This is a genomic window from Microbacterium sp. 01T413_2 (genome assembly GCF_056398985.1).
This window is the reverse complement of record NZ_JBFTQL010000003.1, coordinates 1-26,298: the sequence shown is the minus strand read 5'-3', so window position 1 is coordinate 26,298 and position 26,298 is coordinate 1. Positions and strand designations below refer to the sequence as shown.

27 protein-coding genes are annotated in these 26,298 nt (G+C 69.6%); 4 read left to right on the top strand and 23 right to left on the bottom strand.

From position 1 onward, the window contains the following. Nucleotides 1–80: 80 nt before the first annotated feature. Complete coding sequence (locus AC1DMN_RS02790; protein WP_477230100.1) at nt 81–1,466, bottom strand: ATP-dependent DNA helicase; 1,386 nt, start codon at nt 1,464–1,466, stop codon at nt 81–83. 162 nt (nt 1,467–1,628) lie between these two features. On the opposite strand from AC1DMN_RS02790, the gene AC1DMN_RS02785 reads away from it, so the two are divergent. After that, entirely contained in the window at nt 1,629–2,747 is a 1,119-nt protein-coding gene (locus tag AC1DMN_RS02785; protein ID WP_441978212.1) for a hypothetical protein, read from the top strand. A gap of 119 nt (nt 2,748–2,866) precedes the next feature. On the opposite strand, the gene AC1DMN_RS02780 is transcribed toward AC1DMN_RS02785, so the two are convergent. From AC1DMN_RS02780 to AC1DMN_RS02770, 3 genes are all read right to left on the bottom strand, one after another. Then, nucleotides 2,867–5,068, bottom strand: a complete 2,202-nt coding sequence (locus AC1DMN_RS02780) for a bifunctional copper resistance protein CopD/cytochrome c oxidase assembly protein (protein WP_477230099.1) — start codon at nt 5,066–5,068, stop codon at nt 2,867–2,869. A gap of 116 nt (nt 5,069–5,184) precedes the next feature. After that, the gene (locus AC1DMN_RS02775; protein WP_045250850.1) at nt 5,185–5,472 is read right to left on the bottom strand and encodes an HU family DNA-binding protein; all 288 of its coding nucleotides are present in this window, start codon (nt 5,470–5,472) and stop codon (nt 5,185–5,187) included. A 196-nt stretch (nt 5,473–5,668) separates the two neighbouring features. Continuing rightward, nucleotides 5,669–6,250 carry a TetR/AcrR family transcriptional regulator gene (locus AC1DMN_RS02770; protein ID WP_441978210.1) on the bottom strand — a complete coding sequence of 194 codons (582 nt, stop codon included), beginning with the start codon at nt 6,248–6,250 and terminating at the stop codon, nt 5,669–5,671. A 136-nt stretch (nt 6,251–6,386) separates the two neighbouring features. On the opposite strand from AC1DMN_RS02770, the gene AC1DMN_RS02765 reads away from it, so the two are divergent. Continuing rightward, nucleotides 6,387–7,229 carry an alpha/beta hydrolase gene (locus tag AC1DMN_RS02765; RefSeq protein WP_477230098.1) on the top strand — a complete coding sequence of 281 codons (843 nt, stop codon included), beginning with the start codon at nt 6,387–6,389 and terminating at the stop codon, nt 7,227–7,229. An 86-nt stretch (nt 7,230–7,315) separates the two neighbouring features. Here AC1DMN_RS02765 and rpsN read toward each other — a convergent pair whose 3' ends face one another. From rpsN to AC1DMN_RS02715, 10 genes are all read right to left on the bottom strand, one after another. Continuing rightward, the gene (gene rpsN / locus AC1DMN_RS02760; protein WP_233311002.1) at nt 7,316–7,621 is read right to left on the bottom strand and encodes a 30S ribosomal protein S14; all 306 of its coding nucleotides are present in this window, start codon (nt 7,619–7,621) and stop codon (nt 7,316–7,318) included. A 3-nt stretch (nt 7,622–7,624) separates the two neighbouring features. Further along, on the bottom strand, nt 7,625–7,795 hold the full coding sequence (gene rpmG, locus AC1DMN_RS02755) for a 50S ribosomal protein L33 (RefSeq protein WP_045250846.1): 171 nt from the start codon (nt 7,793–7,795) through the stop codon (nt 7,625–7,627). Beyond that, complete coding sequence (gene rpmB / locus AC1DMN_RS02750; protein ID WP_045250845.1) at nt 7,795–8,031, bottom strand: 50S ribosomal protein L28; 237 nt, start codon at nt 8,029–8,031, stop codon at nt 7,795–7,797. The genes rpmG and rpmB overlap by 1 nt, the downstream gene beginning before the upstream one ends. 150 nt (nt 8,032–8,181) lie before the next feature. Continuing rightward, nucleotides 8,182–8,967 carry a DNA-3-methyladenine glycosylase gene (locus tag AC1DMN_RS02745; RefSeq protein WP_477230097.1) on the bottom strand — a complete coding sequence of 262 codons (786 nt, stop codon included), beginning with the start codon at nt 8,965–8,967 and terminating at the stop codon, nt 8,182–8,184. Then, nucleotides 8,967–10,856: a TolB family protein gene (locus tag AC1DMN_RS02740; RefSeq protein ID WP_477230096.1), complete on the bottom strand. Its 1,890-nt coding sequence runs from the start codon at nt 10,854–10,856 to the stop codon at nt 8,967–8,969. The genes AC1DMN_RS02745 and AC1DMN_RS02740 overlap by 1 nt, the downstream gene beginning before the upstream one ends. Further along, a complete protein-coding gene (locus tag AC1DMN_RS02735) occupies nt 10,846–11,676 on the bottom strand; it encodes a TIGR03943 family putative permease subunit (RefSeq protein ID WP_440732569.1) in 831 nt (276 codons plus the stop codon). The genes AC1DMN_RS02740 and AC1DMN_RS02735 overlap by 11 nt, the downstream gene beginning before the upstream one ends. Next, on the bottom strand, nt 11,669–12,655 hold the full coding sequence (locus tag AC1DMN_RS02730) for a permease (RefSeq protein WP_440733200.1): 987 nt from the start codon (nt 12,653–12,655) through the stop codon (nt 11,669–11,671). The genes AC1DMN_RS02735 and AC1DMN_RS02730 overlap by 8 nt, the downstream gene beginning before the upstream one ends. A gap of 94 nt (nt 12,656–12,749) precedes the next feature. Further along, nucleotides 12,750–13,148 (bottom strand): Fur family transcriptional regulator, encoded by a 399-nt coding sequence (locus AC1DMN_RS02725; RefSeq protein WP_440732570.1) that lies wholly within the window; start codon nt 13,146–13,148, stop codon nt 12,750–12,752. A 210-nt stretch (nt 13,149–13,358) separates the two neighbouring features. Then, the gene (locus AC1DMN_RS02720) at nt 13,359–14,675 is read right to left on the bottom strand and encodes a cell division initiation protein (protein WP_477230095.1); all 1,317 of its coding nucleotides are present in this window, start codon (nt 14,673–14,675) and stop codon (nt 13,359–13,361) included. Nucleotides 14,676–14,911: 236 nt separating this feature from the next. Then, the gene (locus tag AC1DMN_RS02715) at nt 14,912–15,508 is read right to left on the bottom strand and encodes a TetR/AcrR family transcriptional regulator (protein ID WP_477230094.1); all 597 of its coding nucleotides are present in this window, start codon (nt 15,506–15,508) and stop codon (nt 14,912–14,914) included. Nucleotides 15,509–15,643: 135 nt separating this feature from the next. Here AC1DMN_RS02715 and AC1DMN_RS02710 point away from each other — a divergent pair, with 135 nt between their 5' ends. Then, complete coding sequence (locus tag AC1DMN_RS02710; RefSeq protein ID WP_440732573.1) at nt 15,644–16,330, top strand: DUF899 family protein; 687 nt, start codon at nt 15,644–15,646, stop codon at nt 16,328–16,330. A 73-nt stretch (nt 16,331–16,403) separates the two neighbouring features. On the opposite strand, the gene AC1DMN_RS02705 is transcribed toward AC1DMN_RS02710, so the two are convergent. The 8 genes from AC1DMN_RS02705 to AC1DMN_RS02670 form a co-directional block, all read right to left on the bottom strand. After that, nucleotides 16,404–17,843, bottom strand: coding sequence for a YibE/F family protein (locus AC1DMN_RS02705; protein WP_477230093.1), 1,440 nt, complete (start codon nt 17,841–17,843; stop codon nt 16,404–16,406). A 91-nt stretch (nt 17,844–17,934) separates the two neighbouring features. Further along, the gene (locus tag AC1DMN_RS02700; protein WP_477230092.1) at nt 17,935–18,825 is read right to left on the bottom strand and encodes a metal ABC transporter permease; all 891 of its coding nucleotides are present in this window, start codon (nt 18,823–18,825) and stop codon (nt 17,935–17,937) included. Continuing rightward, a complete protein-coding gene (locus tag AC1DMN_RS02695) occupies nt 18,822–19,667 on the bottom strand; it encodes a metal ABC transporter ATP-binding protein (RefSeq protein ID WP_477230091.1) in 846 nt (281 codons plus the stop codon). Before AC1DMN_RS02695 ends, AC1DMN_RS02700 begins: the two co-directional genes overlap by 4 nt. Next, nucleotides 19,664–20,590, bottom strand: a complete 927-nt coding sequence (locus AC1DMN_RS02690) for a metal ABC transporter solute-binding protein, Zn/Mn family (RefSeq protein ID WP_477230090.1) — start codon at nt 20,588–20,590, stop codon at nt 19,664–19,666. Before AC1DMN_RS02690 ends, AC1DMN_RS02695 begins: the two co-directional genes overlap by 4 nt. Before the next feature lie 69 nt (nt 20,591–20,659). Then, a complete protein-coding gene (locus AC1DMN_RS02685) occupies nt 20,660–21,322 on the bottom strand; it encodes a hypothetical protein (protein ID WP_477230089.1) in 663 nt (220 codons plus the stop codon). A 138-nt stretch (nt 21,323–21,460) separates the two neighbouring features. Next, complete coding sequence (locus AC1DMN_RS02680) at nt 21,461–22,222, bottom strand: SDR family oxidoreductase (RefSeq protein ID WP_441978199.1); 762 nt, start codon at nt 22,220–22,222, stop codon at nt 21,461–21,463. 81 nt (nt 22,223–22,303) lie between these two features. Then, the gene (locus tag AC1DMN_RS02675; RefSeq protein WP_441978198.1) at nt 22,304–22,507 is read right to left on the bottom strand and encodes a sigma-70 family RNA polymerase sigma factor family protein; all 204 of its coding nucleotides are present in this window, start codon (nt 22,505–22,507) and stop codon (nt 22,304–22,306) included. Between the two features lie 206 nt (nt 22,508–22,713). Then, nucleotides 22,714–23,601, bottom strand: coding sequence for an RNA polymerase sigma-70 factor (locus AC1DMN_RS02670; protein ID WP_477230088.1), 888 nt, complete (start codon nt 23,599–23,601; stop codon nt 22,714–22,716). Nucleotides 23,602–23,905: 304 nt separating this feature from the next. Here AC1DMN_RS02670 and AC1DMN_RS02665 point away from each other — a divergent pair, with 304 nt between their 5' ends. Continuing rightward, nucleotides 23,906–24,478 (top strand): dihydrofolate reductase family protein, encoded by a 573-nt coding sequence (locus AC1DMN_RS02665; RefSeq protein WP_441978196.1) that lies wholly within the window; start codon nt 23,906–23,908, stop codon nt 24,476–24,478. Nucleotides 24,479–24,533: 55 nt separating this feature from the next. On the opposite strand, the gene AC1DMN_RS02660 is transcribed toward AC1DMN_RS02665, so the two are convergent. Further along, a complete protein-coding gene (locus AC1DMN_RS02660; protein WP_477383882.1) occupies nt 24,534–26,213 on the bottom strand; it encodes a glycoside hydrolase family 13 protein in 1,680 nt (559 codons plus the stop codon). Between the last annotated feature and the right edge of the window lie 85 nt (nt 26,214–26,298).

The window sequence follows — 26,298 nt, the reverse complement described above, 5'->3', positions numbered from 1 at the left end:
GCGCGACCGTGAGCGCGAAGAGCAGCAGCGCCGTCGCCACCGTCCGCGAAAGCACCTGATCCCATGTGCCGCATGCCCGCCTACGAACCGACCTTCGGCGTGGAGTCGCCCTGGCGGGCCTCCCACGCGGCGCGCATGAAGCGGCGCACGTCCTCGTCGACGCGGATGTCGCGGGGGCGCAGCGGGCGGGACAGGTACAGCCCGTCCAGCGAGGTCAGCCGCGACAGCGCGACGTAGGTCTGCCCGGGCGCGAACGCGCCGGATCCGAGATCCACGATCGCCCGGTCGTAGGTCTTGCCCTGGGACTTGTGGATCGTGACCGCCCACGCGAGCCGCAGCGGGAACTGCGTGAACTCCGCGACCACTTCGCGCGAGAGCGTCTTGGTACCGGGGTTGTAGATGTACCGGTAGCGCTCCCAGACCGCGGGTTCGACGTCGACCTCCTCGCCGTCGATCTCCACGCGCACGGCATCGCCGAGAATGCGCACCACCGTCCCGATGGTGCCGTTCACCCAGCGCGGCGGATCCGGCGACGCTGCGATGTCGTTGCGCAGGAACATCACCTGCGCGCCCTCCTTGAGCTGCAGCTCCTGGTCGGCGGGATAGTTCGCCTCGCCGCGGCCGAAGTCGCCGGAGATGTCGGCCTTGGCCTTCTGCACCTTGCCGGGCAGCGCCGCGAGATGGCGGGCGTTGATGCCGTTCACGATGTCGTTGCGCGTGGCGAGCGTGATGATCGGGATCTCGCCGGGTGCCGGATCCGGCGGCGTCCTCGCGCCCGCGTCGTTGAGCGCACCCGCGATCTCGGCGGTCACTCGGCCGTAGCGCACGGCGTTCAGCATCGCCTTGAAGCCCGCATCGGACTGCCGGTGGATGTGCACGAGCTCGCGCACGTGCAGCGTCGCGCCGTGCGTGCCGATGTCGAGCAGTCCGTCGGTGGCCTCACCACCGGTCCACACCTTGGCGTCGAAGAACCAGAAGGAGCGGTAGTGGTCCTGGATGTAGCGCAGCTCGTCGCCGCGTGGCGGCACGGGGGCCAGCTGATACGGATCCCCGAACATCACGACCTGCACGCCGCCGAACGCCTCCGCCTTGCGGCCCCGCGCCTGACGCAGCGACCGGTCGATCGCGTCCATCAGATCCGCGTTGACCATCGACACCTCGTCGATCACGAGCGTGTCGATCGCGTTCAGGATCTTGCGAGTCGCATCCGACTGGTCGATCTCGCTGTCGGCGATGAGGCCGATCGGCAGGCGGAACAGCGAATGGATCGTCTGACCCTCGACGTTCAGCGCTGCCACCCCCGTGGGGGCGCAGACGGCGATCTGCTTCTGCGTGTTGTACGCGAAGTGCTGCAGCAGCGTGGACTTGCCGGTTCCGGCGCGGCCGGTGATGAACACGTGCTCGCGGGTGTCCTCGATCAGTCGGAACAGTTCTTCCTGTTCGGCGGAGAGGGTCGGCGTGCTCACGGTCCTCGAATTCTACCGGCGAGCGTCTTCTCTGACCGCGAGACTGCACTGGAATAACGAGACAGCACTCCGGGAGTGCAGTCTCGTCACTCAGTTGCAGTCTCGCGGACCCGGCCGGGCCACTCGGGGTTCCTGCAGGCGGACTTTCGTAGACTGGCGCACATGGTGCAGTCGGCGGGGGTGCTGACGCCAGGCGTGCGGTCGCGCCGGGCGCGGAGTGCGCGTCGCCGTGCCTCGCTCTGGTCTGACCTCACCCTGCTGGCTGTCGTCGGCGCCGTGTTGGTGGCCGCCCTCGCCGCGGGCGGACTCACCATGTACCGCGAGTTCTACAGCCCCTCCGCCTTCGTCACGCGCTACCTGACGCTGCTCAGCGAGGGTCGCGCGGCCGACGCCCTGCAGCTGCCCGGCGTCGCCCTCTCGCACGGCGACCTCGACACCGACGCGTTCCGCTCCGCCTCCGATGCTCTGCTGCGTCATGACGCACTCGGCACACTCACCGACATCGTCGTGACCGACGAGCACCCCGACGGCGACGCCACCTCGGTCACCGTGACGTACAAGGCCGGGGGTCACGCCGGATCCTCCACCTTCCGCGTCGCTCAGGACGGCTGGATCGGCGTCGCACCCGCGTGGGAGTTCGCGCAGAGCCCGCTCGCCGTCATCTCGCTCACCGTGCGCGGATCCGACCGGTTCTTCGTGAACGGCTTCGAGCTCGACCGCCGCCAGGTCGCGGCGCAGGGTGCGGACTCATCGGCGCTCGACGCGGTCCCGATGCTGGTGTTCTCCCCGGGGCTGTATTCGGTGTCTGTGAAGACCGCGACCGCGACCGCGACCGGCATCGGGGTGCTGGCCGACAAGCCGCTCGCCGACGTGCCGCTGGATGTGCAGGCCAAGCCCACCGACGCCTTCGTCAAGGTCGTGCAGCAGCGCGTCGACGATTTCCTCGCGCAGTGCACGACGCAGCATGTTCTGCAGCCCACCGGCTGCCCGTTCGGTCAGACCGTGCCCAACCGCGTCGTCGACGGCCCCACCTGGAGCATGGTCAAGGGACCCGACATCACCCTGCAGCCCGACGGCGAGGGGTGGAAGATCGTGGCGACCCCGGCCACCGCACACATCGAGCTCGAGGTGAAGTCGCTCTACGACGGATCCGTGTCGCACGTCGACGAGGACGTGCCGTTCGAGGTGGACGGGACGATCCGGTTCCTGCCCGACGGATCCGCCTCGATCAGCATCACCTCACCCGAGCAGTCCGCTCCCCCGCCCGGATCCGAAGGCTGAGCCCGCCCCGCACGTGGTCGTTGAGCGAGGACGCCGAAGGCGACCGAGACGAAACGCGGTGCCCTGCCGGGGTGCCGCGTTTCGTCTCGCTTCGCTCGCTCAACGACCCCGTGGGGGCCTCAGCGCCCGCGGGCGGCAGCCCTGGCGTCCTTCTCGGCGAGTTCGGCGAGCCGCGCGTTGTACTCCTCGAGCTCCGCATCGCCCGAGCGATCGGCAGCCCGGTCCTGACGCTTCTGCACCTTCGCGTCGCTGCGGCTCCACTGGATCGCGACCGTGATGGCGAGGATCAGCGTCGGGATCTCCCCCACCGACCATGCCACGCCGCCGCCCACGTACTGGTCCTGCAGCGGCGTCGCCCCCCAGGTGCGGCCCATGGATCCGAACCACTCGGCGACCATCAGGCCCGACTGCATCATGATCGCCATGCCGAAGAACGCGTGCGTGGCCATCACGGCGATGAGCGTGATCAGGCGTCCGGCGTACGGCAGCCGCCGCGGAACCGGATCCGCGCCGATGAGGCTGAGCACGAACAGGTATCCCGAGATGAGGAAGTGCATCGTCATCCACTCGTGCCCGATGTGGTCGGTCATGGCCCAGCGCACGAGGTCGGTGAAGTAGAACGCCCACAGCGACAGCACGAAGATCGCCGCCGCCACGAACGGGTTGGTGACCACCCGCGAGAACGGCGAGTGCACCGCCCACAGGATCCATTCCCGCCCGCCGCGGGTGCCGTCGTCGCGCTTGTCGATCGCGCGCAGGGCGAGCGTGACCGGTGCGCCGGCCACGAGCAGCAGCGGGATCGCCATGGAGAGCATCATGTGCCCGAGCATGTGCACGCTGAACAGGGTCTCCTGATACGCGTTGATCGCGCCCCCGGTGACCCACACCAGCCCCAGCATCCCGAGGATCCAGAACACCGTGCGGTGGATCGGCCAGGCGTCGCCGCGCTTGCGCAGACGGAGGACTCCGAGCACGTACAGCGCGATTCCGAACGCCGCGGCGGTCGCCCAGATCAGGTCGATGTTCCACGCCGTGATCCAGCGGATCGGGGTGAGTTCGGGGGGCAGCGGGGAGCCGGTGAGGATCTCGGCCGGCGTGCGCACGGTGGCCACCTCGAGGCCGGTGGGCGGCGCGGTGCGCGAGAGCGCGGCGGCGAGGCCGGAGGCGATGCCCATGAGGGCGAGCTCCAGCAGCACCAGGGTCCAGAACGGGCCGGATCCGCCCGCGTTCGCCGACGCGGAGCCGGATCCGTCCTGCTCGAGCTTCGGGATGAGCCGGGTGCGGTAGCGGGCTCCGAGCGCACCGAGCAGGATCAGCACGATCGCCTTGGCGACGATGAGACCGCCGTAGGGCGTGAGCAGACCGGCCCAGTCGCCCACGGCGACGATGGAGCGGGCGATGCCTGAGACCGCGACCACGATGTACGCGGCGAGGGCGAGGGAGGAGTAGCGGCGCACGAGGTCCGCGAAGGTGAGGGCACCCCTGGTCTTCTTCGCGCCGGCGGGCCTCTTGGCGCTCTTCGCCCCGGGCTTGGCGGAGGCGTGCGCACCGGCCGTGGCGCTGCCCTTGCGGGCGCCGCCACGCCCGGCGTCGGCGAGCTCGCTGCGGGATCCGCGCAGCACGATCAGCAGCACGAGGCCGCCGATCCACACCGCGGCGCCGACCGTGTGCAGCAGCAGCGAGTTCACCGCGGCGTCATGGCCGCTGAGCTCGCCCGCATGGCCCTGCGTGGCGAGCGGGACGAACGAGGCGGCGGCGAGGATCGCGGTGAGCAGAGTGGCGGTCCAGCCGCGGAAGGCGAACGCGGCGATCGTGATGACGGCGCCCGCGAGCACCGTCATCAGCCAGGCCTGACCGAGAGGGAGCTCGAGCAGGAACCGGCCCAGCTGGGCGCCGAACTCCGGCCCCGCGCTGAGCTTCACACCGAGCGTCTGCAGGAACGTGAACAGACCCGCCACGGCGCTTGCGACCGTGTAGACCGCGGCACCGATCGAGGCGGTGTCCAGTGCGATCTCGAAAGAGCGCGCCCCGCTGCGCAGGGCGAACAACGCGAGCACGAGGGAGCCCAGCATCGCCGCCGCGCCCAGGTTGCTGATCGTCTTCACGACGGGCAGGCCCCAGCGCACCACGGGTCCGGGATCGAGGAGCAGGTTGGGCGCTGCGCCCCCGCCGAACGCGAGCCCGGCGACGACGGCGAGGATCGCGGCGCCGACAAGGATCACGGGACCGGCGATGCGCAGCGTCGGGGATCCGGCGGGCAGGGCGGAGCGGGCGGCGTCCGACCCGGTCTCGGGGCGGACCCCGGTGGCGGGGCGATTCACCCCTCCAGCCTATTCCGGTGTCGCTCGGGGTCTGCCGGGAGCCCGGCCGATTGCGAGGCCCCACGCGAAAGGCCGCCCCTCCGAGAGAGGGACGGCCTTGCGAGGCGAAGCCAGAATTACTTGACGGCAGCCTTGAGCTTGGAACCAGCGGTCACCTTGACGCGCTTGCCGGCCGGGATCTTGATCTCGGCGCCGGTCTGCGGGTTGCGGCCCGTGCGGGCGGCGGTGGCGACCTGCTCGAAGGAGATCCAGCCCGGGATCGAGACCTTGCTGCCCTTGGCAACAGCGTCCGAGACCGTGGCGAACAGGGCATCGAGAACGCCGGAGACGGCAGCCTGGCTCTGGCCGGTGGCGCTGGCGATGCTCGCGACGAGCTCGGTCTTGGTGATGGACTTGTCAGCCATTTCATCCTCCAGCGACGGGAACCCGTCGCTTCGTATCAGAGTTCCGGATGGGCGGATGCCCCCCGTTGGTCGAACGACCGCCTTGAATGTATCAACCAAACCCCGGATTTCCGCGTCATTTCGCGGGTTTTGACGTTTTGAGACGGCGTGTCGCGCCTCATTCGTCACTCCAGTCACAGGGGCGGGCGCCCGGAGGTCACCGGCCGTGAGCGGCGATGAGGTCTCGCGCGGTGCGGGCGAACGCGGGAGCGACCCTGTTCTGTCCGTCGAGGTACCCGCCGACCAGGGCCGCATCGCGGAGCAGGACGAGAGAAGCCGCCACCGCGTCGGGGTCGCGCAGCTGCGCCCCCTCGGCCAGCTGCCTCAGCGTCTCGCGGAACCACTCGCGGTGCACCGCGATGAGGTCTCGCACCGGGCCCTGATCAGGGTATTCGGCGGCGGCGTTGATGAAAGGGCAACCGCGCGTGTGACGCTCACGGATGTCGTGCGCGATCCCGTCCACGACGAGGTCGAGCAGCACGGCGGGATCATCCGATGCCTCGGCAGCCAGCGCGAACAGTCCGCGCAGTTCTTCGTCCTCGCCCTGGAGGTAAGCGAGGACCAGCCCCTCCTTGCCCGAGAACTGCTTGTACATCGTGGCGCGGGTGACGCCCGCGGTCTCGATGATCCGGTCGACGCCAACCGAGTGGATGCCTTCGCGATAGAAGAGCTTGGTCGCCGCGTCGAGCAGTCTCTGCCGCGCCGAGCCGGGGCGGACCGTCGTTGTGGTCGTCGTCATGAATGCCCTTCCTCGTCCATCGTGCCACACGGGAATACTCTTGTGTAGATAGAACGTTCAGTCTACCATGGGCAGCGAAGCAGCAGACGCGGATCCCGCAGACCACTCGAACACCGAATCACCCAAGGAGCACGACATGACCCCCTCGACCAAGACCCCGATCGTCCTCATCCATGGGCTGTGGATGACGCCCAAGAGCTGGAACACCTGGGCGCAGCGCTTCCGCGACGCCGGCCACGAGGTGATCGTCCCGGGCTGGCCCGGTATCGACGACCGCGACGTCGAAGACATCCGGCGCAACCCCGAAGCGCTCAAGGGCGTGGGCCTGAAGCAGATCGTCGACCACTACGAGCGAATCATCCGCGCCCTCCCGGTGAAGCCGATCATCATGGGGCACTCGTTCGGTGGCGTGATCACTCAGATGCTCGCGGACCGCGGCCTCGGTGCCGCCTACGTCGGAGTCGCCCCGGGGCAGACCGCCGGCATCACGACACTGCCGCTGTCGACGCTGTGGACGGGCACCCCGATCCTGTCCAACCCGTTCGGACGCAACGGCGCGAAGCCGCTGTCGAAGCGCCACTTCCACTTCACCTTCGGCAACGACCTGCCCCGCGCGGAGTCCGACCGGCTGTGGCAGGAGTACGCGGTCAACTCCTACAACCGCGTCTTCTTCGAGGGCGTCTCGTCCGTGCTCAATGAGAAGAGCGGCGTCACCCACGTCGACTACGACCGCACCGACCGCGCACCGCTCCTGGTCATCACCGGCGAGATCGACCACGTCGTGCCCCCGGCGATCGGCAAGGCCATCGTCAAGAAGTACCGCTCCAGCGGCAGTCCGGCGGTCGTCGACTACCGCGAGTACCCGGGGCGCACCCACCGGCTGGTGAGCCAGGACGGCTGGGAGCAGATCGCCGACGACGCGCTGGGCTGGGCCACCGCGAACGAGCTCCGCGAACCGGTGGCGACGCCCGAGGTGTGACGAGGCCTCCGGACACGCAGAAGGGGCGAGGATCCGACGATCCTCGCCCCTTGCGTCCCTGGGATGAACTCAGGGACCGGTAAGACTTACCAGCTCGACTTGGTCACGCCGGGCAGCTCGCCACGGTGCGCCATGTCACGGAAGCGGACACGCGAGATGCCGAACTTCGTGAGGACACCGCGGGGGCGGCCGTCGATGGCGTCGCGCGAACGGACGCGGGCAGGCGACGCGTTGCGCGGAAGCTTCTGCAGGCCGACGCGGGCGGCCTCGCGGGCCTCCTCGGTCGCGTTCGGGTCGACCAGGGTCTTCTTCAGCTCGGCACGACGCTCGGCGTAACGCTCGACGACGACCTTGCGCTGCTCGTTGCGCGCGATCTTGCTCTTCTTAGCCATGGATCAACGCTCCTCTCGGAATTCGACGTGCTTGCGAACCACCGGGTCGTACTTCTTCAGCACGAGGCGGTCGGGGGTGTTGCGGCGGTTCTTCTTGGTCACGTAGGTGTACCCCGTGCCCGCGGTCGAACGCAGCTTGATGATCGGACGGATGTCCTGAGCCTTCTTGGCCATTAGAGCTTCACACCCTTCGCCTGGAGGTCCGCGACGACCCGCTCGATGCCGCGGGCGTCGATCACCTTGATGCCCTTGGCGGACACGTTGAGCGTGATCTTACGACCGAGCGACGGAACGAAATACGTCTTCTTCTGCACGTTCGGGTCGAAGCGGCGCTTCGTCCGACGGTGCGAGTGCGAGATGTTGTGACCGAAACCGGGAACTGCTCCGGTCACCTGGCACACTGCTGCCATGATGACTCCTTCTCTACCGTGAGGCCGGACGGCCCCACCCAAGATCCCTTGTCTGCACGCCTCTCCCCTGCCCGATCGCTCGGTTCAGAAGGGGAGGCACACGAACTGCGCACAGGAGTGTGCGCAGACAAAGAGCTACTTTAGCACGGATCAGCGGCCGGGCGTGTCGGCGGCTGCGGCGGCCTCGGCGGCGCCCCGGCCCCAGCGGAATGGGGACACGGTCGGATCCCCGGGGATCCAGAACCGCCAGGGGAACGCATCCGTGCCGGCGTGACCGGCCACCCCCACTCGCGGGCCCGTCGCGACCTCGGCCAGCGGCGAGCTTAGCCAGAGCTCGGCCCGCGCTCCCGCCTGCTCGCCGCCCGTGACGGCGTCGATGCCGTCGTGCCGCGGGTGCCGCAGGCCCGACGCCTGACCGAGCCGGCCCGGTCCGCGCGCGAGGTCGCGCAGCTCCCGGGTCTGAAACTCAGTTGATCCGGCGCTGTCCAGCGCCGGATCCGCGTCGGCACCCCCAGATCGACTGAGTTTCGGACGCACACCGCGCCGCACCGCCGCCGCCTCGACACCGGAGACGACCTCGCCGGCCCGCAGCAGCACACCACCGGCGACGCCGTCGGGTGCGCACACCACGTTCACGCAGGAGTGGATGCCGTGACTGAGGTACACGTACAGATGCCCGGGCTCGCCCCACATCGTGGCGTTGCGCGCGGTGCGGCCCATCCGGGCGTGGGAGCCGGGATCCGGCACCGGGCCCACGCCCTTGCCGTGGTAGGCCTCGACCTCGGTGATCCGCAGCTGCACCTCGGCGCCGTCCACGAACGTGCGCAGCCGGGCGCCGAGCAGGCGCGGCGCCACCTCGAGCGGCAGCGCCTGCAGGTCCTCCCGCCGGGCGCGGCGCAGGCCGTCGCCGGCGGGCGGAAGACCCGCGCCGGTCATCACCGGTGCGGCGCCTGCGCGCACCACGACGGGTCGAAGCCGGCGAGCACGACGAGCTCCTTGCCGGTCTTCGTGTCGACGATGTGCGTCTGCATCGTGGTCGGCAGGGGCAGCAGCGACTGGTCGTAGGGGTTGTTCACGAGCTTGGGCGCCACCACGATCGCGCTGTACTGCCCGCTCGGGGACGGGCAGGCCTGCATGATCGCGTCGGATCCGGTCACGCTGAACAGCTTCGTCGCCTTGCCGTCGTCGTCCACCCGGGTGACGATCTGCCCGGTCGGCAACCCGGTGGCGTCGCGGGTGGCGACCTGTCGCAGCGTGCCTCCGGGGAAGGGCGCGATCGTGCCCGGCACGCCGAAGTCGGGGGTGGAGGCGGCCAGGGGCTTCTCGGATCCGTCCGCCAGGTTCAGCTCGACCAGGTCGTTGCCGCGGCTGACGATCGCCGTGTAGGTGCCTCGGGAGATGCCCTCGACGGTCTGCGCGGCGCCGAGGGCCGTCGGCTTCGCCTTCGCATCGGAACGGTCCTCGACGTACAGCGCACCGCTGAAGTCGATGAACAGCGCCGAGGAGGAGTCGGGCACGAACGCCCACTGGGCGATGCTCGGCATCTTGTCCCCGACCGTGACGATCTGCGGCTCGCCGTCGCCCGTGAGCGACTGGCTCACCAGGATGCTCGCCCGACCGCTGGTCGCACTGATGCCCTTGTCGGTGAAGGTGTAGCCGACGAGGTTGCCGCGCTCGGACACCTGCAGGTTCGAGAGGAACCCGGGGCCGGGCAGCTTCAGCTCCCGCTGGTTCTTGCCCTTCCGATCCATCACCAGCAGCACCGACGTGCCGCCCTTCTCCGTCGCCACCACGAGGTGGTCGGCCGTGGCGCGGAAGTCGTCGATCTTCTCGTGCTGCACCACCGGGACGGCGTTCTTGCCGCCGAGGTCGGTGAGGAAGATCGTGTCATCGCCGTCGGCGTTGCGCTGCAGCAGGAAGATCGTCGACTTCGGCGTCTGGAAGGTCGCCTGCAGTGTGCTCTGACGCTGCTTGTCGGTGCCGGTCGCATCCTTGACGGTGACCGTGTAGGTCGTGTCGTCGTCGAGCGGCACGGTGAAGCGGATCCCGAGGTTGCGCCCCGACGTGTCGACGGTGAATGGAGCCTTGGGGCTCACGCTCACCTGTTTCGGATCCACCTTCGCCAGCGGCTGGCTGGCGGTGATGATCATGCGCGTACCGGAGGCGTCGATCGCCGACTGCGCGTCGATCTTCACGCTGCTCACGCGCGGTCCCTGCAACAGCGTGATCACCCCGAACGCGGCGACCACGAGCACGAGCGCCCCGATCACCGCACCGAGGACCAGCGGGAACCGTCGGCGGCGCGCGACCGGGGCCGGCGTGGGATGGGGCTGCCACTCCGGGGGCTCGAGCCGCGGGTCCATCGGCAGCGTGAGCTGTGTATCCGCCGGCGGCTCTTCGACATGCGCATCGTCCGGCACGAGGGGCGGATCCTCCTGGTGCACGCGCGTCGCCGCCGCCGCGGCCGGCGCGGGGGCGACGTCCGGGAACTCGGCCTCGGCCTGCGCCGGAGCGGCATCGGCCGTCGAGGCGCTTGTGCCCGATCCTGCGTTCGGCGTCCGCCGCGGTCCCGGAGTGTCGTCGAAGACCTGCTCGGGCGCCGCAGAGCGGGTGACCGGCTCATCCGCGGTCGGCACGGCGGGGACCTGCGGAGCCTCAGGAGCGTCCGCCGCAGTCGAGGCCCTCGGCGCAGCGGCCTCGGAAGGCTCGGCCGGCTCGGAATCTTCCGGCGCCGCGGCTTCCACCCCGGCAGCCGCCTCCTCCGCCGCACGGCGCGCGCGCAACTCGGCGCGGGTGAGGGGGTGATCCGCGTCGTCAGTGCTCATAGGGGTCCTTCGGCTCCGAGATCTTCGACACACTGGCCGGCACGATCGAGAGCTTCCCGTCCGCGCTGGCGCGAACGGTCCCCTTCACCTGAATCCAGTCGCCCACAGCGTACTGGCCCTGCCAGCCGCTGATCTGCACGGGCACCGACGCCGGCTGCGCGTCGAGCACGCAGTGCGTGATGACCATGCGGGTCAGGTGCGCCTGATCCTTCGCGGATCCGCTGGGCGTGAGGAAGCCGGTGAGGGTCACCGTGGATCCGTCGTACTTCTCGGGCCGGGAGCCCGTGGCGAACACGCTGGCCCAGCCGCCCACGCCGAACGTGCTGGTGTCGGTGTTCGCTCCGAGGGCGACGTCGTCGGCGCCGGCGAACAGCACGTTGCCCATCGGGGCTCGCTGCATCGCCATGTCCACCGAGAGGGACGCAGGAGGCAGCAACAGAGCTCCCGCGACGACACCGGTCGCGATCACTCCGCCCGTCGCACCCAGCACCGTGCCCAGCACGCGGCGGCCGGACCGGGCGGGCGCGTGGTCGTGGTCATGCCCGTGGTCGGCGTCTCCGTGATCGTGACCGTGGTCCTGCTCCGCGCCGAGCGGCAGCACGCACGACCATACGGCGCCGACCAGCGTCGCGATCGCTGCGGCCACGGCGAACCACACCGTCTCGGGGCTGATGTAGAGCGTGAGCCGCCCCGTGAAGGCGAGGACGAGGGTGGCGATCGCGAGCGCGACGGCCAGACCGGCGCCGAGCCAGCGGGTGCCGAGTGCCTGCGCACGAGAGGGCCGGTGCGCAGTCGTCGTCTCAGGAAGAACCTCAGGCAAAGACGTTCACCCCGATCCCCAGGGCGAAGCCGAACAGGATCACGATGCCGACGATCCCGCCGAGGGTGCGGGCGGTGAAGGTGGTGCGCAGCAGCGCCATCATCTTGATGTCGACCAGCGGACCCACCAGGAGGAAGGCGACGATCGCGCCCGGCGAGAACGTCGAGGCGAACGAGAGCGCGAAGAACGAGTCCACGTTCGAGCAGATCGCCACCGAGATGGCCAGCGCGATCATCGCGACGACGGACAGCAGCGGGTTGGAGCCGATCGCCAGCAGCACGTCGCGCGGGACGAGCACCTGCACGGCGCCCGCGAGCGCGGATCCGATGATCAGCGCGGGCATCACGGCGCGCAGCTCGATGAGGAACTGGGCCAGGCTCCGGCGGATCCCGGATCCCTGCTCGTGCACGACGACCTCGCAGGTGTCGCGGAACCGCGCGGTGAGCAGCGCGTCGGGATCGGGATGCCGGCTGTACACCCAGCCGATCAGGTTGGCGACGAGGTAGCCGCCGACGAGACGGGCTACCAGGATCCCGCCGTCGAAGCCGAACGCGGCATGCGTCGTGAGGATCACGATGGGGTTGACGATGGGAGCCGCGATGAGGAACGTCAGCGCCTCCGCAGGTCCCAGCCCGCGCATCATCAGCCCGCGGGCGAACGGCACGTTGCCGCACTCGCACACCGGGATGAGCATGCCCAGCAGCGACAGCACGGCCCTGCGCGCCCAGCCACGCTTCGGCAGCACGCGCTCGATCACGCCGGCGGGCAGCCATACCTGCACCGCGATCGAGAGCAGCACCCCGAGGATCACGAAAGGCAGCGCCTCGAACAGCACGCTCAGTGACAGGGTGAGCCCGTCCTGCAGCCGGTTCGGCAGGCGGGCGGAGAACAGATGCGGCGCGAACACGTCGATTGCAACGAGGGCGGCCACTACGGCGACGCCGATCGCTGCACCGATGAGTGCCGTGCGCCCGGACAGCCGCGGCGGCGGGGTGCGCAGCGCGTGCGGAGTCGTCGCGCCGTCGCGCGTTGCGGTCGTACGGCGGCCGGGGGTCGTCAAGGTCACGCGGGGATCACTCCTGGGCGGCGTTCGCGCAGTTCGCACACAGTCCGAAGATGTCCACCACGTGCTCCGCGTCGCGGAAGCCGTGCTGGGCCGCGGTGCGCTGCGCCCACTGCTCGACGTCGGTCGCCTCGATCTCCACGGTCATCCCGCAGGAGCGGCAGATCAGGTGGTGGTGGTGGCCCTCGCTGCTGCACGCGCGGTAGAGCGCCTCACCCTCGGGGCTCTGCAGCGAATCGGCCTCACCGGAGGCCGCGAGTCCGGCGAGGGCGCGATAGACGGTGGCCAGGCCGATGCCGGTATTGGCCTCGCGCAGGGCCTGGTGCAGCGACTGCGCGCTCACGAATCCGCGCAGGTCGGAGAGCTCCTCGCGCACGCGTTCGCGCTGCCACGTGTTCCGCTGGGCCATGCCTCGAGTCTAGAGCGGGGTGCTGGCCTGCGGCTGGGAGCAGCGTATCCGTGACCTCCGAGCGGCGGCACGGGGTCATTGAGCGCGGCGCCGCACGGTCGTTGAGCGAGGACGCTCAGCCACCGAGACGAAACGCGGCGACCTTGCGAGATCACCGCGTTTCGTCTCACGGGCGCTGCGCACGTGTTCGCTCAACGACCCCGGAAGGGGTCAGGCCTCGGTGCCCTCCGCGGGTGCCTCGGCCCCGTCGGTCTCTGCCGGGCTCTCCGTCTCGGCGGCGGCAGCGGATCCGGATGCCTCGCTGCCGAGAGCGCCGTCGGGGCGGATCAGCTCGCGCACCTCGGCCATGAAGCTGGTGAGCTGCTGCTGCTGCCAGCGCAGCTGCCGGGCCCGGTCGTCGGCGTCGCGCACGACGTTCGCGGTGTGCGCGGTGACCATGTCGACGATCTTCTGCGACTTGGTGCGGGCGCGGTCGAGGGTCTCGCGGGCGCGCACCTGCGCCTCGGCCTCGATCGCGCTGGCCTGCGAGCGCATCAGGCGTTCGTAGTCCTCGGCCTTGGCGGAGATCCGCTCGGCGTGCGCCAGCGAGGATGCGACCTGCTCGTTGGCATCGGCGGTGATGCGCTCCGCGTGCGCGACGGCCTGGTTGTGCAGCACGAGGAACTCCTGCTGCGCGTCATCCTGACGGCGCGTGAGGGACTCCTCCATCTCCAGCACCCGCGCGTTCATCTCGCGCACCTCGCGCTCGGCGGAGACGCGCAGATCGGTCGTCTCCCGGGTGACCATCGCGCGCAGCGCCGCGGCGCCCTTCTCGGCCTCGGTGCGGATCGAGTGCGCCTCCTGCTCGGCGTGGTTCACCTTCTCGGCGGCGTGCGCGGCCTCGCGCTCGACCTGCGCGGTGTGCGCCGTGAACTCGGTCTCCATCTTCAGGCGCACCTGGTCGGCGTCGCGCTCGGCCTGCGCCGTGATGCGCGCGACGTCGGCGTCGAGTTCGGCGCGCTTGGCGGCGGCCTCGTCGCGGGCGGCGTCGAGCAGACGCTCCGCCTGCACCGCGGCGTTCTGGATCAGGACGCTGGCCTGCTCCTCCGCCACGCGCAGCACGGTCTCGAACTGCGAGCGCGAGGTGGCCTCGTCGATGTCCTCCTGGGACCCGGCCAGAGCGGTGCTCAGCGACTGGATCTGCTGCGCGGACTCGGCGATCTTGGCGTTCGCCGTCGCGAGGTCGGACTCCAGCTGCGCCGCACGCTTCTCATGCGCGGCGGTCGCCTTCTCCAGTTCCTCGCGGTGCTTCTCCGCGACCTTGCTGAGCTCGCCGCGCAGGTGCGCGTCGGCCTTCGCGCCGGACTCGGACGCGCGCCGCAGCTCCTCCGTGAGGGCGGTCAGGTGCGCGTCGACCTCGGTCTTGTCATAGCCGCGGAAGCCGATCGTGAAGGACTGCTGCGTCGTAGGGCTGTCCAGCAGCTGATCGAAGAAGTCGCCCTGGGGGCCTTTGTCCTCGGTTGCTCGGTCCTCGGTTGCCTCGGCCACGTGCCGCGCCTTTCTGTTCGCCCCTCCTTCTCCCGGGCAGGGGGGATGTGCCGGAAGGATGGATGCGGAGGGTGAATCGCGTCGTCCGGCGCCCCTGGGTGCGGGGTCCGCGATCCGCGCGAGTCCTGAAGATCCTAACCCGGCGTTCCGTTGTGCCGACAGGGCTGGAGCCCGGCTGGGCGCGGAACGATCGGCAGGAGGATCGCCGCGTCGACGCAGCCCGGTCCCGGCGCCGTTCACGCCGCTGAGCTGTCGGCGTCCTCGGAACGGATCCCGGCGACCACCGCGCGGACCGCGACCTCGGCGCGACGGCGCTGCTCCTCCCGGTCCACGCCGGAGAGCGGTCCGCGCAGGCAGAGCTCCGCGAAGCCGTGCACGGTGGCCCAGCACGCCCAGGCGGCGTCGTCGCGGCGTTCGGCGGAGAGCTCGCCGGCCGCGACGAGATCGTCGAGCGCGGCAGTCAGCGCCACGAACGCAGGAGCCTCCCGCACCGTCGCAGGATCCGGCGGCCGGATCCCGAAGAAGACCACGGCGAACCATCCCGGCTCATCCAGGGCGAAGTCGACGTAGGCGACGCCGATCCGACGCAGCCGCGCGGCCGGAGAGCGGTCGGGGGCATCGGTCATCGCGGCGGCCAGACCCTGCTGGATCGCGGCCGCGGTCGCGTCGAGCAGTGCCGCGCGGTTCGGGAAGTGCCGGTACGCGGCGTTCGGCGACACCCCGGCCCGTCGGGTCGCCTCGCGGATCGTCACCGCCGAGGGCCCGCCCTCACGGCTGAGTTCGATCCCCGCCTGGACGAGGGCGGTCGCGAGATCGCCGTGATGGTAGGCCACCGGATCTCCTCCCCTCGGGACTGGTTCCGCCTCTTGAACCGGATCAGCGCGATGTGTACGGTGTGAACATAGCAGATGTGGACGCCGTGAACATCGGCGCCCTCGGCGCGACTGGAACGACCAACGGAGGATGTCATGACCGCTCTGCCCCCTGTCGTCGACGAGCAGACCTGGCGCGAGGAGCTCGCGAAGCTGCGCGTCCGCGAGAAGGCCGCGACCCGCGAGCTGGACGCGATCGCCGCCGCGCGTCGCCGGCTGCCCGCCGTGAAGCTGCCTGAGTACACACTGATCGCCGAGGACGGCTCCGCCGTCAGGCTGGCCGACATCTTCGACGGGCACAGCCAGCTGGTCGTCTACCACCACATGTGGACGGATGGAGCGACCTGGCAGTGCCCCGGCTGCACCGGCGGCACCGCCCAGTTCGCGCGCCCCGACATCGTGGAGCCCCTGGATGCACGATTCGTCATCGTCACCAACGGGCCGATGGACGAGATCCTCGCGTACAAGAAGCGGGTCGGGAACCTGATGACCTGGTACTCGGCGGCCGGCACGAGCTTCGGCGCCGACATGGACGCCGGTCCCGGCGAGGGATTCGGATACAACGTGTTCCTGCGCGACGGGGACGACGTCTACCGCACCTGGCACACTTCCGGCCGCGGGGCCGAGCAGTTCATGCTCACCTTCGCGATCGCCGACGTGCTGCCCTACGGGCGCCAGGAGGTCTGGCAGGACGTCCCGGACGGATGGCCCCAGCATCCGACCTATGAGGGATGGCCGGGATCGAAGGAGATCGCCGAGCGCTACGGCGATCCGACGGCCTAGCCTCCAGGACCAGGCCCTGGGCAGGCCTTCGCGCCGGCCTCAGGGCCCCGTCCCGTGATCGGCGCCGCGGGATTCACCAGGTGCGCGGACTCGGCCTCGTCAGCGGTTCGTCCTCGACCGTGCGCAGCGTGCGCAGCCAGGCGACCTTCTCGGCGTCGTCCTCACCGAGCGAAGCCGGCATCGACTCCCCCGTCACGGCGGACCGGGGCGGCAGCAGCGCGACGGCGATGGCGGTGGTGAGCGGAACGGCGAGGACGAGCCCGATCCCGCTGCACAGCGTGCGGACGACCTCCGTCGCGATGTCCTCCAGGCTCAGCAGGCTCACCATCGGCTGGTCGTACACGTAGAGCAGGAGCACCACGCTCAACGAAGCCCCCACGTAGGCGAACACGATCGTGTAGATGGTGGACGCGATGTGGTCTCGACCGATGCGCATCGCCCGGCCGAAGAGCTGCCGCCGTGAGAGCTGCGGGGCGACTGCGCGCAGCTCCCAGACGGAGGAGCTCTGCGTGATCGTCACGTCGTTGAGCACGCCCAGGCCGGCGATGATGATCGCGCAGGTCAGCAGCCCCTGGAAGTCGACCTGCGGCACCATCGGCGCAAGGAAGCCGGCGCTCTCGTCGAGGCCGCTGAGCCGGGTGGTACCGACCGCCAGCTGGGCCAGGATCGCGGTGATGGCAACGCCCGCCAGGGTTCCCGCCAGCGCGGCGCTCGTGCGCATGGAGATGCCGTGCGCGAGATACAGCACGACGTAGAGGATCGCAGAGGAGCCGACGAGGGCGATGGCCATCGCGGGCCCGGCGTGAAGCAGGGCGGGCAGCATGAACATCACGATCATGGCGCCGCTGAACACCAAGCCGACGAGGGCGAGCAACCCTCGAAGCAGCCCGACCACGACCACGACCAGCACGAACAGTCCGGCCCACACCGCGAGCGGTACGGTCCTGACCACTCCGAACGCCGAGACCCCCGGATCCACGCCACCCGGCTGCGGGACCTTCGCGCGCCCCGGAACCTCGGTCACCTGCAGCTCGAGCCGGTCGCCGGAACGCAGACCCGCACGGGCGAACGGCCCGTTCAGCATGGTCGTGACCTTGTCTCCGGCACGGGCGCCGCTCTCGATCCTGACCTGGGCGATCAAGCAGGGCGCGGGGGCCGCGCCTCCCGCAGCAGGGGCCGCCACGCCACCGGCGCCCGATTGACCACTGGGACCGGCGCCCGCTCCCCCGGAGCCCGAGCCGGATGCCCCGCCGGATCCGCCGCCCGCCGATGGTGGCAGATCTGCGCAGTCAGTCAGCTTCACGATCTCGCCGGTCGGATAGGTCGTGCTCCGCGCGGACGCGGAACCGGTCGCCACCCCTCCCGGACGCGCTGCGGAAGGCCAGAGAAGCAGCAGCCCGACGATCGTCACCACCCCGACGACGATCAGCGTCGTCAGCAGGATGCGCTGCGGAGTCCGAGCAACGCGAACCTCGCGGATCGCGGCCGTGTCATGTCCGTGCCCGTGTCCCATCGCCGAACTCCTCCACTCGCCCCGGGAGGATTGTCGCCCCGGGAAGGCCGATCGCGCGGCACGCGGGGAGGCGTGGCGAGTCGGCGGTCGATCACGGCCGGTTGACCGCCGCCGCGGTGCGGGCCGTCGAGCGCACCACGCGATCCCGACGGGATCCGATCGCGCGGCAGACGAGGTAGATCACGAACGAGACCGTCGTGATGTAGGGGCTCACCGGAAGCGTGCCCATCACCGCCAGCAGGATGCCGCCGACCGCGGACACCACCCCGAACACGGCCGCCAGCACCGGAACCGACAGCGGGCCCGAGCGCACCCGCATCGCCGCGGCGGCCGGGGTCACCACGAGCGCCATCACCAGCAGCGCGCCGATGATGTGCACCGCGACCGCCACGACCAGGCCGAGCAGCAGCATGAAGGCGAACGAGACCCCGACCGTGGGGACACCGCGAGCGGCCGCGGACTGCGGGTCGAGCGAGTCGAAGCGCAGCGGCCGCCAGATGAGTAGCAGGCCCAGCAGCACGAGGGCGCAGATCCCGGTCAGCCAGCCCAGCTGGTCCGACTGCACCGAGACGATCTGCCCCGTCAGCAGGCTGAACCGGCCCGCTGCGCGCCCGTTGTAGAGCGAGAGGGCGAGGATCCCGATGCCGAGGCCGAACGGCATGAGCACGCCGATGATCGAGTTGCGGTCGCGTGCGCGGGCGCCCAGCCAGCCGATGATCGCGGCGGCGATCAGGGATCCGACGATCGAGCCGGTGACGACGTCGACGCCGACCAGCAGGGCGACGGCGGCGCCCGCGAAGGACAGCTCGCTGATGCCGTGCACCGCGAAGGCCATGTCGCGCTGCATCACGAAGACGCCGATCAGGCCGCCGACGAGGCCGAGCACGGCTCCCGCCCAGACCGAGTTCGAGACCAGCGCGAGGATCTCGCCGTACTGCGACAGACCGCCGAACATGGCCTGGCCGATGTCCGCGAGGTTCATGCGGCGGCCTCCCCGTCCGGTCCGTCGTGGTCGTGATGGTGCGCGGCGCTCTCCGCGTCGGGCGCTCCGACCACGACGAGCCGACCCCCGACCTCCGAGACGAACACGGGCACGCCGTAGAGATCCGAGAGCACCCGCGTGGTGAGCACCTCGTGCGGCGTGCCCAGCGTGAACCGGCCGTTCGCGAGGTACAGGATCCGGTCGACGATGTCGAGCACCGGGTTGATGTCGTGGGTCACCAGCAGCACCCCGGCGCCGGTGCGGCGGTGCCGGTCGATGAGCTCCACCACTGCTCGCTGATTGGCCAGGTCGAGGCTGGTCAGGGGCTCGTCGCAGAGCAGCAGTCGCGGGTCATCGGCGAGCGCCTGTCCCACGCGCAGCCGCTGCTGCTCGCCGCCGGAGAGGGTGCCCGCGGGGCGGTTCGCAAAGGAGGAGGCACCCACCGCCGCAACCAGCGCGTCGATCCTGGCGCGGTCGCCGCGGCGCGGGATCGGCAGGCCGAACCGGTGCCCGTCGACGCCGAGCGCGACCAGGTCACGACCCCGCAGCGACGTCTCGGCCGGCAGCGGACGCGCCTGCGGGAGATAGCCGATGCGGCGGTTCCCACGTCGGCGCACCGGCTGCCCTGCCGCCTCGATGGTGCCTTCGGAGAGGTCCTGCAGCCCGAGGATCGCGCGCAGCAGGGTGGTCTTGCCGGTGCCGCTGGGGCCGAGCACCGCGACGAGCTCGCCCGGGGCGACGTCGAGGTCGAGTCCGCTCCACAGCTCCCGGTCGTCCCGGCGGATGCCGGCGCCGCGGATCCGCAGCAGCGGAGCGGCCGGAGAGGCGGCGGGAGAGGTCACTTGTCGAGATTACGCGAGAGCGTGTCGATGTTGTCCTTCATCCAGGTGAGGTAGGTCTTGCCGTCCGGAACGAGCTCGGTGACCTCCTGGACGGGCACGCCCTTCTCCTTCGCGACACCGATGATCTTCGTGGTCTCGGCACCGCCGGCCTGGGCGTTGGCGAACAGCGCCTTGACCTGACCCGACTCGACGAGGTTCGTCGCCTCCAGCAGGGTCGCCGGCGGCACGTCCTGACCCTCCTCCACTGCGTGGCTGAACGCCTCGGGCGTGACGTTCACGAGGCCCGCGGCGGCCGTCAGGTACAGCGGGACCGGCTCCGTGACGAAGATCTTCTCGCCCTGGTGCGCGCCCTTGATCGTCGCGAGCGAGGAGTTCAGTCCCGCGATCCCCGTCTCGAACGTCGCCAGGTTCTTCTCGAAGTCCGCCTTGTGCGCCGGGTCGATCCCGCTCAGCTCGTCGGCGACCTTCTTCGCGACGTCCTCGACGACCGCCGTGTCGTACCAGACGTGCTCGTTGAAGCCCTCGGCGGTCTTCATCCCGTCCTCGCCCTTCGGCCAGCTCGGCGCGAACGTCACCGCGGTGACCACCGGCGCCTTGCTCCCCGACTTCGAGACCAGGTCGCCGAAGAACGCGTCGTAGCCGCCGCCGTTCTCCAGGATCAGCTTCGCCCCGCGAACCTTCAGCTGATCGGCGGCGGTGACCTCGTACTCGTGCGGATCCTGCGACAGCGACGCGATGACGGAGGTGACCTCGACGTGCTCGCCGCCGATCTCCTTCGCAATGTCGCCCCAGACATTGGTCGACGCCGTCACCGCGATGGCGCCCGATCCGGACGAGGACGCGGGATCGGCCGTCGCGGAGCAGCCCGCGAGGGCGAGGATCGAGGCGGCGGCGAGCGCGAGGGCGGCGAGGGGCTTCTTCATGATCTCGACCCTACGGTAAATGAGAATCATTATCAAAACGGATCCTGATCCGCATGAGACCGACGCGTCTTACGAGGGTGAGTGGGTCCCTCCCCCCGCCGAAGCCGAGATCGCCGCGCCGGCATGATGACGGTCCGGCCGGGGGAACAGGGCACCGACCCTGATCCGCTCGTAGACCACGGTTGCGGCGAAAAGAAGGATGCCGACGCCGATGCCGGCTGCCGTGGCCACCACGGTCGACGTGCGTGCGGCGATGGCAAGGGCCAAAGCAGTGATCGATCCTGCGAGCACGGCGTTGACGAGAGCGATCATCGACGCCATGGCGAAGATCACAGACCAGCGGGAGTATCGGACGCCGAACTTGCCGTTCGACAACGGGTCTTCTGCGGCGAAGAAGCTGTGCGCAGTGGGAGTGAGTCTGGCGTAGTACGCGCGTATGGCTTCGATCCGCCTCGTCACCGAGACGTTCTCGACAGTGGTGTCGACGAGTCGCACGATGGTGAACCAGCCGAGCAGCCAGATCGTGGGCAGCACCGTGAGTGCCAGCGGGGCGAGGAGGCCTTTTGTCGAGCTGGCGAAACCGAGGGCGACGAGCCCACCGGATAGCGCAGAGAGGTAGATCATCGACCGCGTGCCGGCTTCGTTGATCGTCGACCCCGCAATCGACTGGAGCATGGACTGTTCTGAGCTGAGGGCACCCAGCAACGCCGGTGACGTGTCGAGATCTTCCACTTTGAGACTCCGTTTCCGCGGCTGAGGAACGCCGCGCCATAGAGGGTGACCACTGACTTCGTGGATCTAGACGGCCACTCGGACTCGCCACGCGTCGGAGTGGCCGTCTTCCGTGGGGCGCGGAGTCGCCCCAACGGTTCAGTTGCGGGGCGGGTTGGCGGGCAGCCACTCCTCGAGGGTGGTCTCGAAGATGATCGCGCCGTCGACGGGGATCAGCGTGCGCTCGTCGATGTGCGCGCCGTAGTACTGCGCGTCAGGGTCCTGCACCACCTGGCGGCTGTCGCCGCGGAATGCGAGACCACGCCGGACGAACTCGTCCATCGTGAACTGCTCCGGGCCCGCGATCTCACGGTCACCGTTGATGGGCTCCCCAGCGGCGGTGCGCGCGACGGCCGTCGACACGTCTTCGGCAGCGATCGGCTGGATGAGGGCACCGGGCAGGTGCACGGCGCCGTCTGCCCCGACCGAGATGTCCGCGATGCTACCGAGGAACTCGAAGAACTGCGTGGCGTGCACGAGCGAGTACGGCATGCCCGACTCGCGGATCAGCTTCTCCTGCGCCGTCTTGGCCCGGAAGTAGGGGATGTTCTGCGGGCGGTTGGTGCCGACGATGGTCAGCGCGACGTGGTGCCCGACGCCGGCCTTTGCCTCCGCGGCCAGCAGGTTGCGGGTGGACGTGGTGAAGAAGGTCAGCACGGCGTTCTCCTCGAAGGACGGAGAGTTCGAGACATCGACGACGACGTCGGCGCCGACCAGGACCTCGGCCAGTCCTTCTCCCGTCAATGCGTTCACACCCGTGTTGGGAGATGCCGCCACTGCCTCGTGGCCGTGCGCGTTCAGCTTCGCGACAACCTTCGAACCGATCAGTCCGGTACCGCCGATCACAACGATCTTCGCCATGTCCTTGCCTTTCGTCTGCGGGGGCGCCGGTGCCGACGCCTCATCAGTAGTGACCGGAAGGGGACCCGCTCTGTGACAGCGTCAGCGTGTGTTCCAGTGCCGCAGCTTGTCAGGGTTGAGCACTGCCCACAGCCCAGCGACTCGACGGAACTGTATGCGGAGGTTCAGAACTGCGGCGACGCGACTTCCGTCACGGAAGACCATGGCCGGCGCTCCGTTCACGTCGACGACCGTCGACGTGAACCCGGTGGCGGGTCCCATCAGGTTCACGAGGACATCAGACACTTCCGCGCGGCCTAACACCGGAATCGTGGGGGCGACCACTCGTCCGCCGCTGTCGACGAGAAGTGTGACGCCGCGGCGCAGCTTCTTCGCGAGACGGGACCGGTCACCTGTGGCGAGCAGTTGCCGAATCGTCTCGACGTGGGATTCGTGACGGCGCGCGCTTCGCGGGGAGAGAGGACCGAGAGTGCGCGATGGTGATCGACGGGTCATGCTCCGGCCGACGTGAGATGCTGCAGCTTGTCCGGGCTCATGACCCAGAGGAGCTGGACGATGCCATCCGCTGCGGCCGTCACGGTCACGGCTGTGGTGACCACCCCGTTCTCGGACAACGTGGCTGCCGGTTGCCCGTTGACTTCAACCCAGCCGATCCGTTTTCCGGTCCAGAAGTGACTGGAGAAGGCAGCGACGAACTTCGCCACCCGAGTGCGGCCGATGACAGGAATTCGCGCAGCGAGCTTCGCCCCGTTCCCGTCTGTGTAGCTGACGACATCGGACGCAAAAAGATCCTCCAGTGCAGCTACATCCCCAGTCCGGGCGGCGACGAGGAACGTCTCCAGCAGCCGGCGGTGCTCGCCCGCGGGCACCGCGTTACGCCTGTTGTCCGCGAGATGCTTGCGCGCCCTGCTCACCAGCTGCCGAGCTGCGGGCACCGAGGACCGCACGATGACCGCGATCCGCTCGTACGGATAGTCGAGCGCTTCACGAAGAACGTACGCCGCCCGTTCGGTCGGGGTGAGCTTCTCGAGCAGCAGCAGGACAGCCAGGTCCAAGGCTTCACCGCGCTCCGCGCCTAGTAGAGGATCATCCTCGGTATTCACCGGTTCAGGGAGCCATGGACCGATGTACGTCTCCCGACGGGCATGAGCCGACTGCATTTCATTGATGCACAGGCGGGTGACCACCGTCGTGAGAAGCGCCCTCGGCTCTTTCACGATCGATCGGTCGGTGTGCTGCCAGCGAATCCACGCATCCTGCAGGATGTCTTCCGCATCGGCGACGCTGCCCAGCATGCGATAGGCGATGCCGAACAGTCGCCGACACTCCTGCGCGAACACGTCCGCGGCGCAGTCGAGGTCGACCCACTCAACAGACATCTGATCGTCCGTGATCCTCACCCTTCGCCGCGCACGATGATCGTCGCCATGCTCTTACTGATCTTGACCGGGAAGAGCGGCCGAATGTGACACCGGGAGTGAATCTTCTTGCGGATGTCGTGACCCTGTCGGATCCTCAAGGCACATGTCCGACCCTGACCGCCAGGGTGGCCGCCATTGCCGCCCGCAGAAGAACATCACTCCCTGACAGCGGACCATCCACGGAACCCTTGCACAACACAGGACGGCCACCGGCGAGTAGGTTCCAGGCAGGACCCCTGAAACCCTCAGCGAGGAGAGACGCATGAGCCAGACCTCTGCACCGACCACACGTCGCGTCGTGCTGTACGAACTGATGTCGATCGATGGTTTCGCGGATGATCCGGGAGAGGGCGAGTGGCTGCGGGACACCGGAACCGGGATCGGCGACTTCCTGGCGGAGACCATCTCGACACAGGACGCAGTGCTGCTCGGGCGGCGCACCTACGACAAGTGGGCGCCGTATTGGCCGACTTCGACGGTGCAGCCCTTCGCGGACTTCATCAACGGCACACCGAAGTACGTGTTCAGCTCCTCACCCCTGGAGCCGGCATGGGCGCATTCGTCGCACGTCAGCGGATCACCGGCCTCGTTCGTCGCCGATCTCAGGAAGCAGTCCGGCGGTGATATCGGCATTCACGGCAGTCTCTCCCTTGCACGTGAACTGATCGCCGCCGAGCTCGTGGATGAGATGCGACTGATCGTCGCTCCGAGCCTGGCCGGACGCGGGAAGAGACTGTTCGGAGACGATCCGGACGGCGTGCTGCAGCGTTTCGAGCTCGACACGGTCGATCGGTCCGGCGGCTGCCTGCTGCTGCGCTACCTGCACATCGCGTGAGCGCAGGCGAGGACGGAGCGCGGACCCCGCGAGGGGCCGCGCTCCGTCGTCCGCGTCAGCCGCGCAGCCAGACCGTGCTCTCGCCCGGCACCGCACCGTCGACGAGCGCGCCGAGCACCGGCTCCTCCCCGGCGGCGAGCGCGAACGGCTCCGTGCCGAAGTTCGTCACGACCTGCCACCCGTTGGGGCGGGCGAAGCGCAGCACGTCGTCACGGCCGGTCTCGATCCACTCCAGGGTCTCGCCGGTCTGCAGCTCGTGGCGCAGCGCGAGCGCCCGACGGTAAGCGTTCAGCGACGACGACGGATCCGCATCCTCCGCCTCGACCGCGTAGCTCGCGAACCAGGCCGGCTGCGGGATGTGCGCGCCGCCGGTGCCGAATCCGAGCGATGACCCGGTGCTCGACCACGGCAGCGGCACACGGCAGCCGTCACGTCCCAGGCCATCGCGCTCCGGATCCGCGCCCCGGAAGAACGCCGGATCCTGCCGGTCCTCGGCCTTGATGTCGGCGACCTCGTGCAGGCCGAGCTCCTCGCCCTGGTACAGGTAGGTACTGCCGGGCAGGCCGAGCAGGAACAGGGATGCGGCGAGCGCCCTGCGGCCGCCCCGCTCCAGATCGACCTGATCCGCGGGTCCGCCGGCGAGGATCCACGCCGAGCCCTGCTTGACCTGCCGACCGTTGAGCGGCTCGAGGCCGTAGCGGGTGGCGTGCCGCACCACGTCGTGGTTGGAGAGCACCCAGGTGGAACTGGATCCGGTCGCCTCGCTCTGCGCGAGGTTGTCGGTCACGATGTGCCGGAACTGCGCGGCGTCGAAGTCGGCCTCGAGCAGGTCGAAGTTGAACGCCTGGCCGAGCCCCTCGGGCGTCGCGTACTTGGCGCGCCGCTCCGGGGTTGCGACCCACGCCTCGGCCACGGCGATGCGCGGAGGGTCGTACTCGTCGAACACGCGACGCCATTCGCGGTAGATCTCGTGCACCGCGTCGCGATCCCACAGCGGGTGCTGGCCGGTCGTCCGGTCCATCGCGTCGAGCTCGGCCTGACTGGGCAGCACCGCCGGCAGGTCCTTGCTGAGGCCATGCGCGACATCGATGCGGAAGCCGTCGACACCGCGGTCCGACCAGAACCGCAGCGTGTGCAGGAACTCGGCGTGCACGTCGGGGTTGTCCCAGTTGAAGTCGGGCTGCTCGGTCGCGAAGTGGTGGAAGTACCACTGGCCATCGCCGACCGGCTCCCAGGCGGGGCCGCCGAAGACGCTCGTCCAGTCGGCGGGCGGCAGCTCGCCGTTCTCGCCGAGTCCGTCGCGGAAGATGTAGCGGTCGCGCTCGGGCGACCCCTTGGGGGCGGCGAGCGCGGCCTGGAACAGCGCGTGCCGGTCGGAGGAGTGGTTCGGCACGATGTCGACGATCACCTTGATGCCGCGGCCATGCAGCGCCGCGATCATGTCGTCGAAGTCGGCCAGGGTGCCCAGGCGCGGATCCACGTTGCGGTAGTCGTCGACATCGTAGCCGCCGTCGGCGAGCGCGGAGGGGTAGAACGGGCTCAGCCACACGGCGTCGACGCCGAGCCCGGCCAGGTAGTCGGCCTCGTCCGTGACGCCGCGGATGTCGCCCAGCCCGTCGCCGTTCGAGTCGGCGAAGCTGCGCGGATAGACCTGGTAGACGACGGCCTGGCGCCACCAGGCGGCATCGGCGGATCCGATCGCGGGGGCTGCGGTGGCGAGGACTGCATCGGTCATGGAAAGGAGCTCCTTCGGTGTTGCGGTCTTGGCGGGCGGGTGCGCCCGACGCGGAGGCGCCGGCCCGGACGATCGGCCGTTCGAT

What these genes read in the sequence shown, in the direction of transcription:
- AC1DMN_RS02680 (WP_441978199.1), bottom strand. Translation starts at nt 22,222, where the DNA reads ATGGCGAAGATCGTTGTGATCGGCGGTACCGGACTGATCGGTTCGAAG.
- AC1DMN_RS02775 (WP_045250850.1), bottom strand. Translation starts at nt 5,472, where the DNA reads ATGGCTGACAAGTCCATCACCAAGACCGAGCTCGTCGCGAGCATCGCC.
- AC1DMN_RS02765 (WP_477230098.1), top strand. Translation starts at nt 6,387, where the DNA reads ATGACCCCCTCGACCAAGACCCCGATCGTCCTCATCCATGGGCTGTGG.
- AC1DMN_RS02705 (WP_477230093.1), bottom strand. Translation starts at nt 17,843, where the DNA reads ATGGGACACGGGCACGGACATGACACGGCCGCGATCCGCGAGGTTCGC.
- AC1DMN_RS02670 (WP_477230088.1), bottom strand. Translation starts at nt 23,601, where the DNA reads ATGTCTGTTGAGTGGGTCGACCTCGACTGCGCCGCGGACGTGTTCGCG.
- rpmG (WP_045250846.1), bottom strand. Translation starts at nt 7,795, where the DNA reads ATGGCCAAGAAGGCTCAGGACATCCGTCCGATCATCAAGCTGCGTTCG.
- AC1DMN_RS02770 (WP_441978210.1), bottom strand. Translation starts at nt 6,250, where the DNA reads ATGACGACGACCACAACGACGGTCCGCCCCGGCTCGGCGCGGCAGAGA.
- AC1DMN_RS02740 (WP_477230096.1), bottom strand. Translation starts at nt 10,856, where the DNA reads ATGAGCACTGACGACGCGGATCACCCCCTCACCCGCGCCGAGTTGCGC.
- AC1DMN_RS02660 (WP_477383882.1), bottom strand. Translation starts at nt 26,213, where the DNA reads ATGACCGATGCAGTCCTCGCCACCGCAGCCCCCGCGATCGGATCCGCC.
- AC1DMN_RS02785 (WP_441978212.1), top strand. Translation starts at nt 1,629, where the DNA reads ATGGTGCAGTCGGCGGGGGTGCTGACGCCAGGCGTGCGGTCGCGCCGG.
- AC1DMN_RS02700 (WP_477230092.1), bottom strand. Translation starts at nt 18,825, where the DNA reads ATGAACCTCGCGGACATCGGCCAGGCCATGTTCGGCGGTCTGTCGCAG.
- rpmB (WP_045250845.1), bottom strand. Translation starts at nt 8,031, where the DNA reads ATGGCAGCAGTGTGCCAGGTGACCGGAGCAGTTCCCGGTTTCGGTCAC.
- AC1DMN_RS02745 (WP_477230097.1), bottom strand. Translation starts at nt 8,967, where the DNA reads ATGACCGGCGCGGGTCTTCCGCCCGCCGGCGACGGCCTGCGCCGCGCC.
- AC1DMN_RS02725 (WP_440732570.1), bottom strand. Translation starts at nt 13,148, where the DNA reads ATGGCCCAGCGGAACACGTGGCAGCGCGAACGCGTGCGCGAGGAGCTC.
- AC1DMN_RS02690 (WP_477230090.1), bottom strand. Translation starts at nt 20,590, where the DNA reads ATGAAGAAGCCCCTCGCCGCCCTCGCGCTCGCCGCCGCCTCGATCCTC.
- AC1DMN_RS02710 (WP_440732573.1), top strand. Translation starts at nt 15,644, where the DNA reads ATGACCGCTCTGCCCCCTGTCGTCGACGAGCAGACCTGGCGCGAGGAG.
- rpsN (WP_233311002.1), bottom strand. Translation starts at nt 7,621, where the DNA reads ATGGCTAAGAAGAGCAAGATCGCGCGCAACGAGCAGCGCAAGGTCGTC.
- AC1DMN_RS02665 (WP_441978196.1), top strand. Translation starts at nt 23,906, where the DNA reads ATGAGCCAGACCTCTGCACCGACCACACGTCGCGTCGTGCTGTACGAA.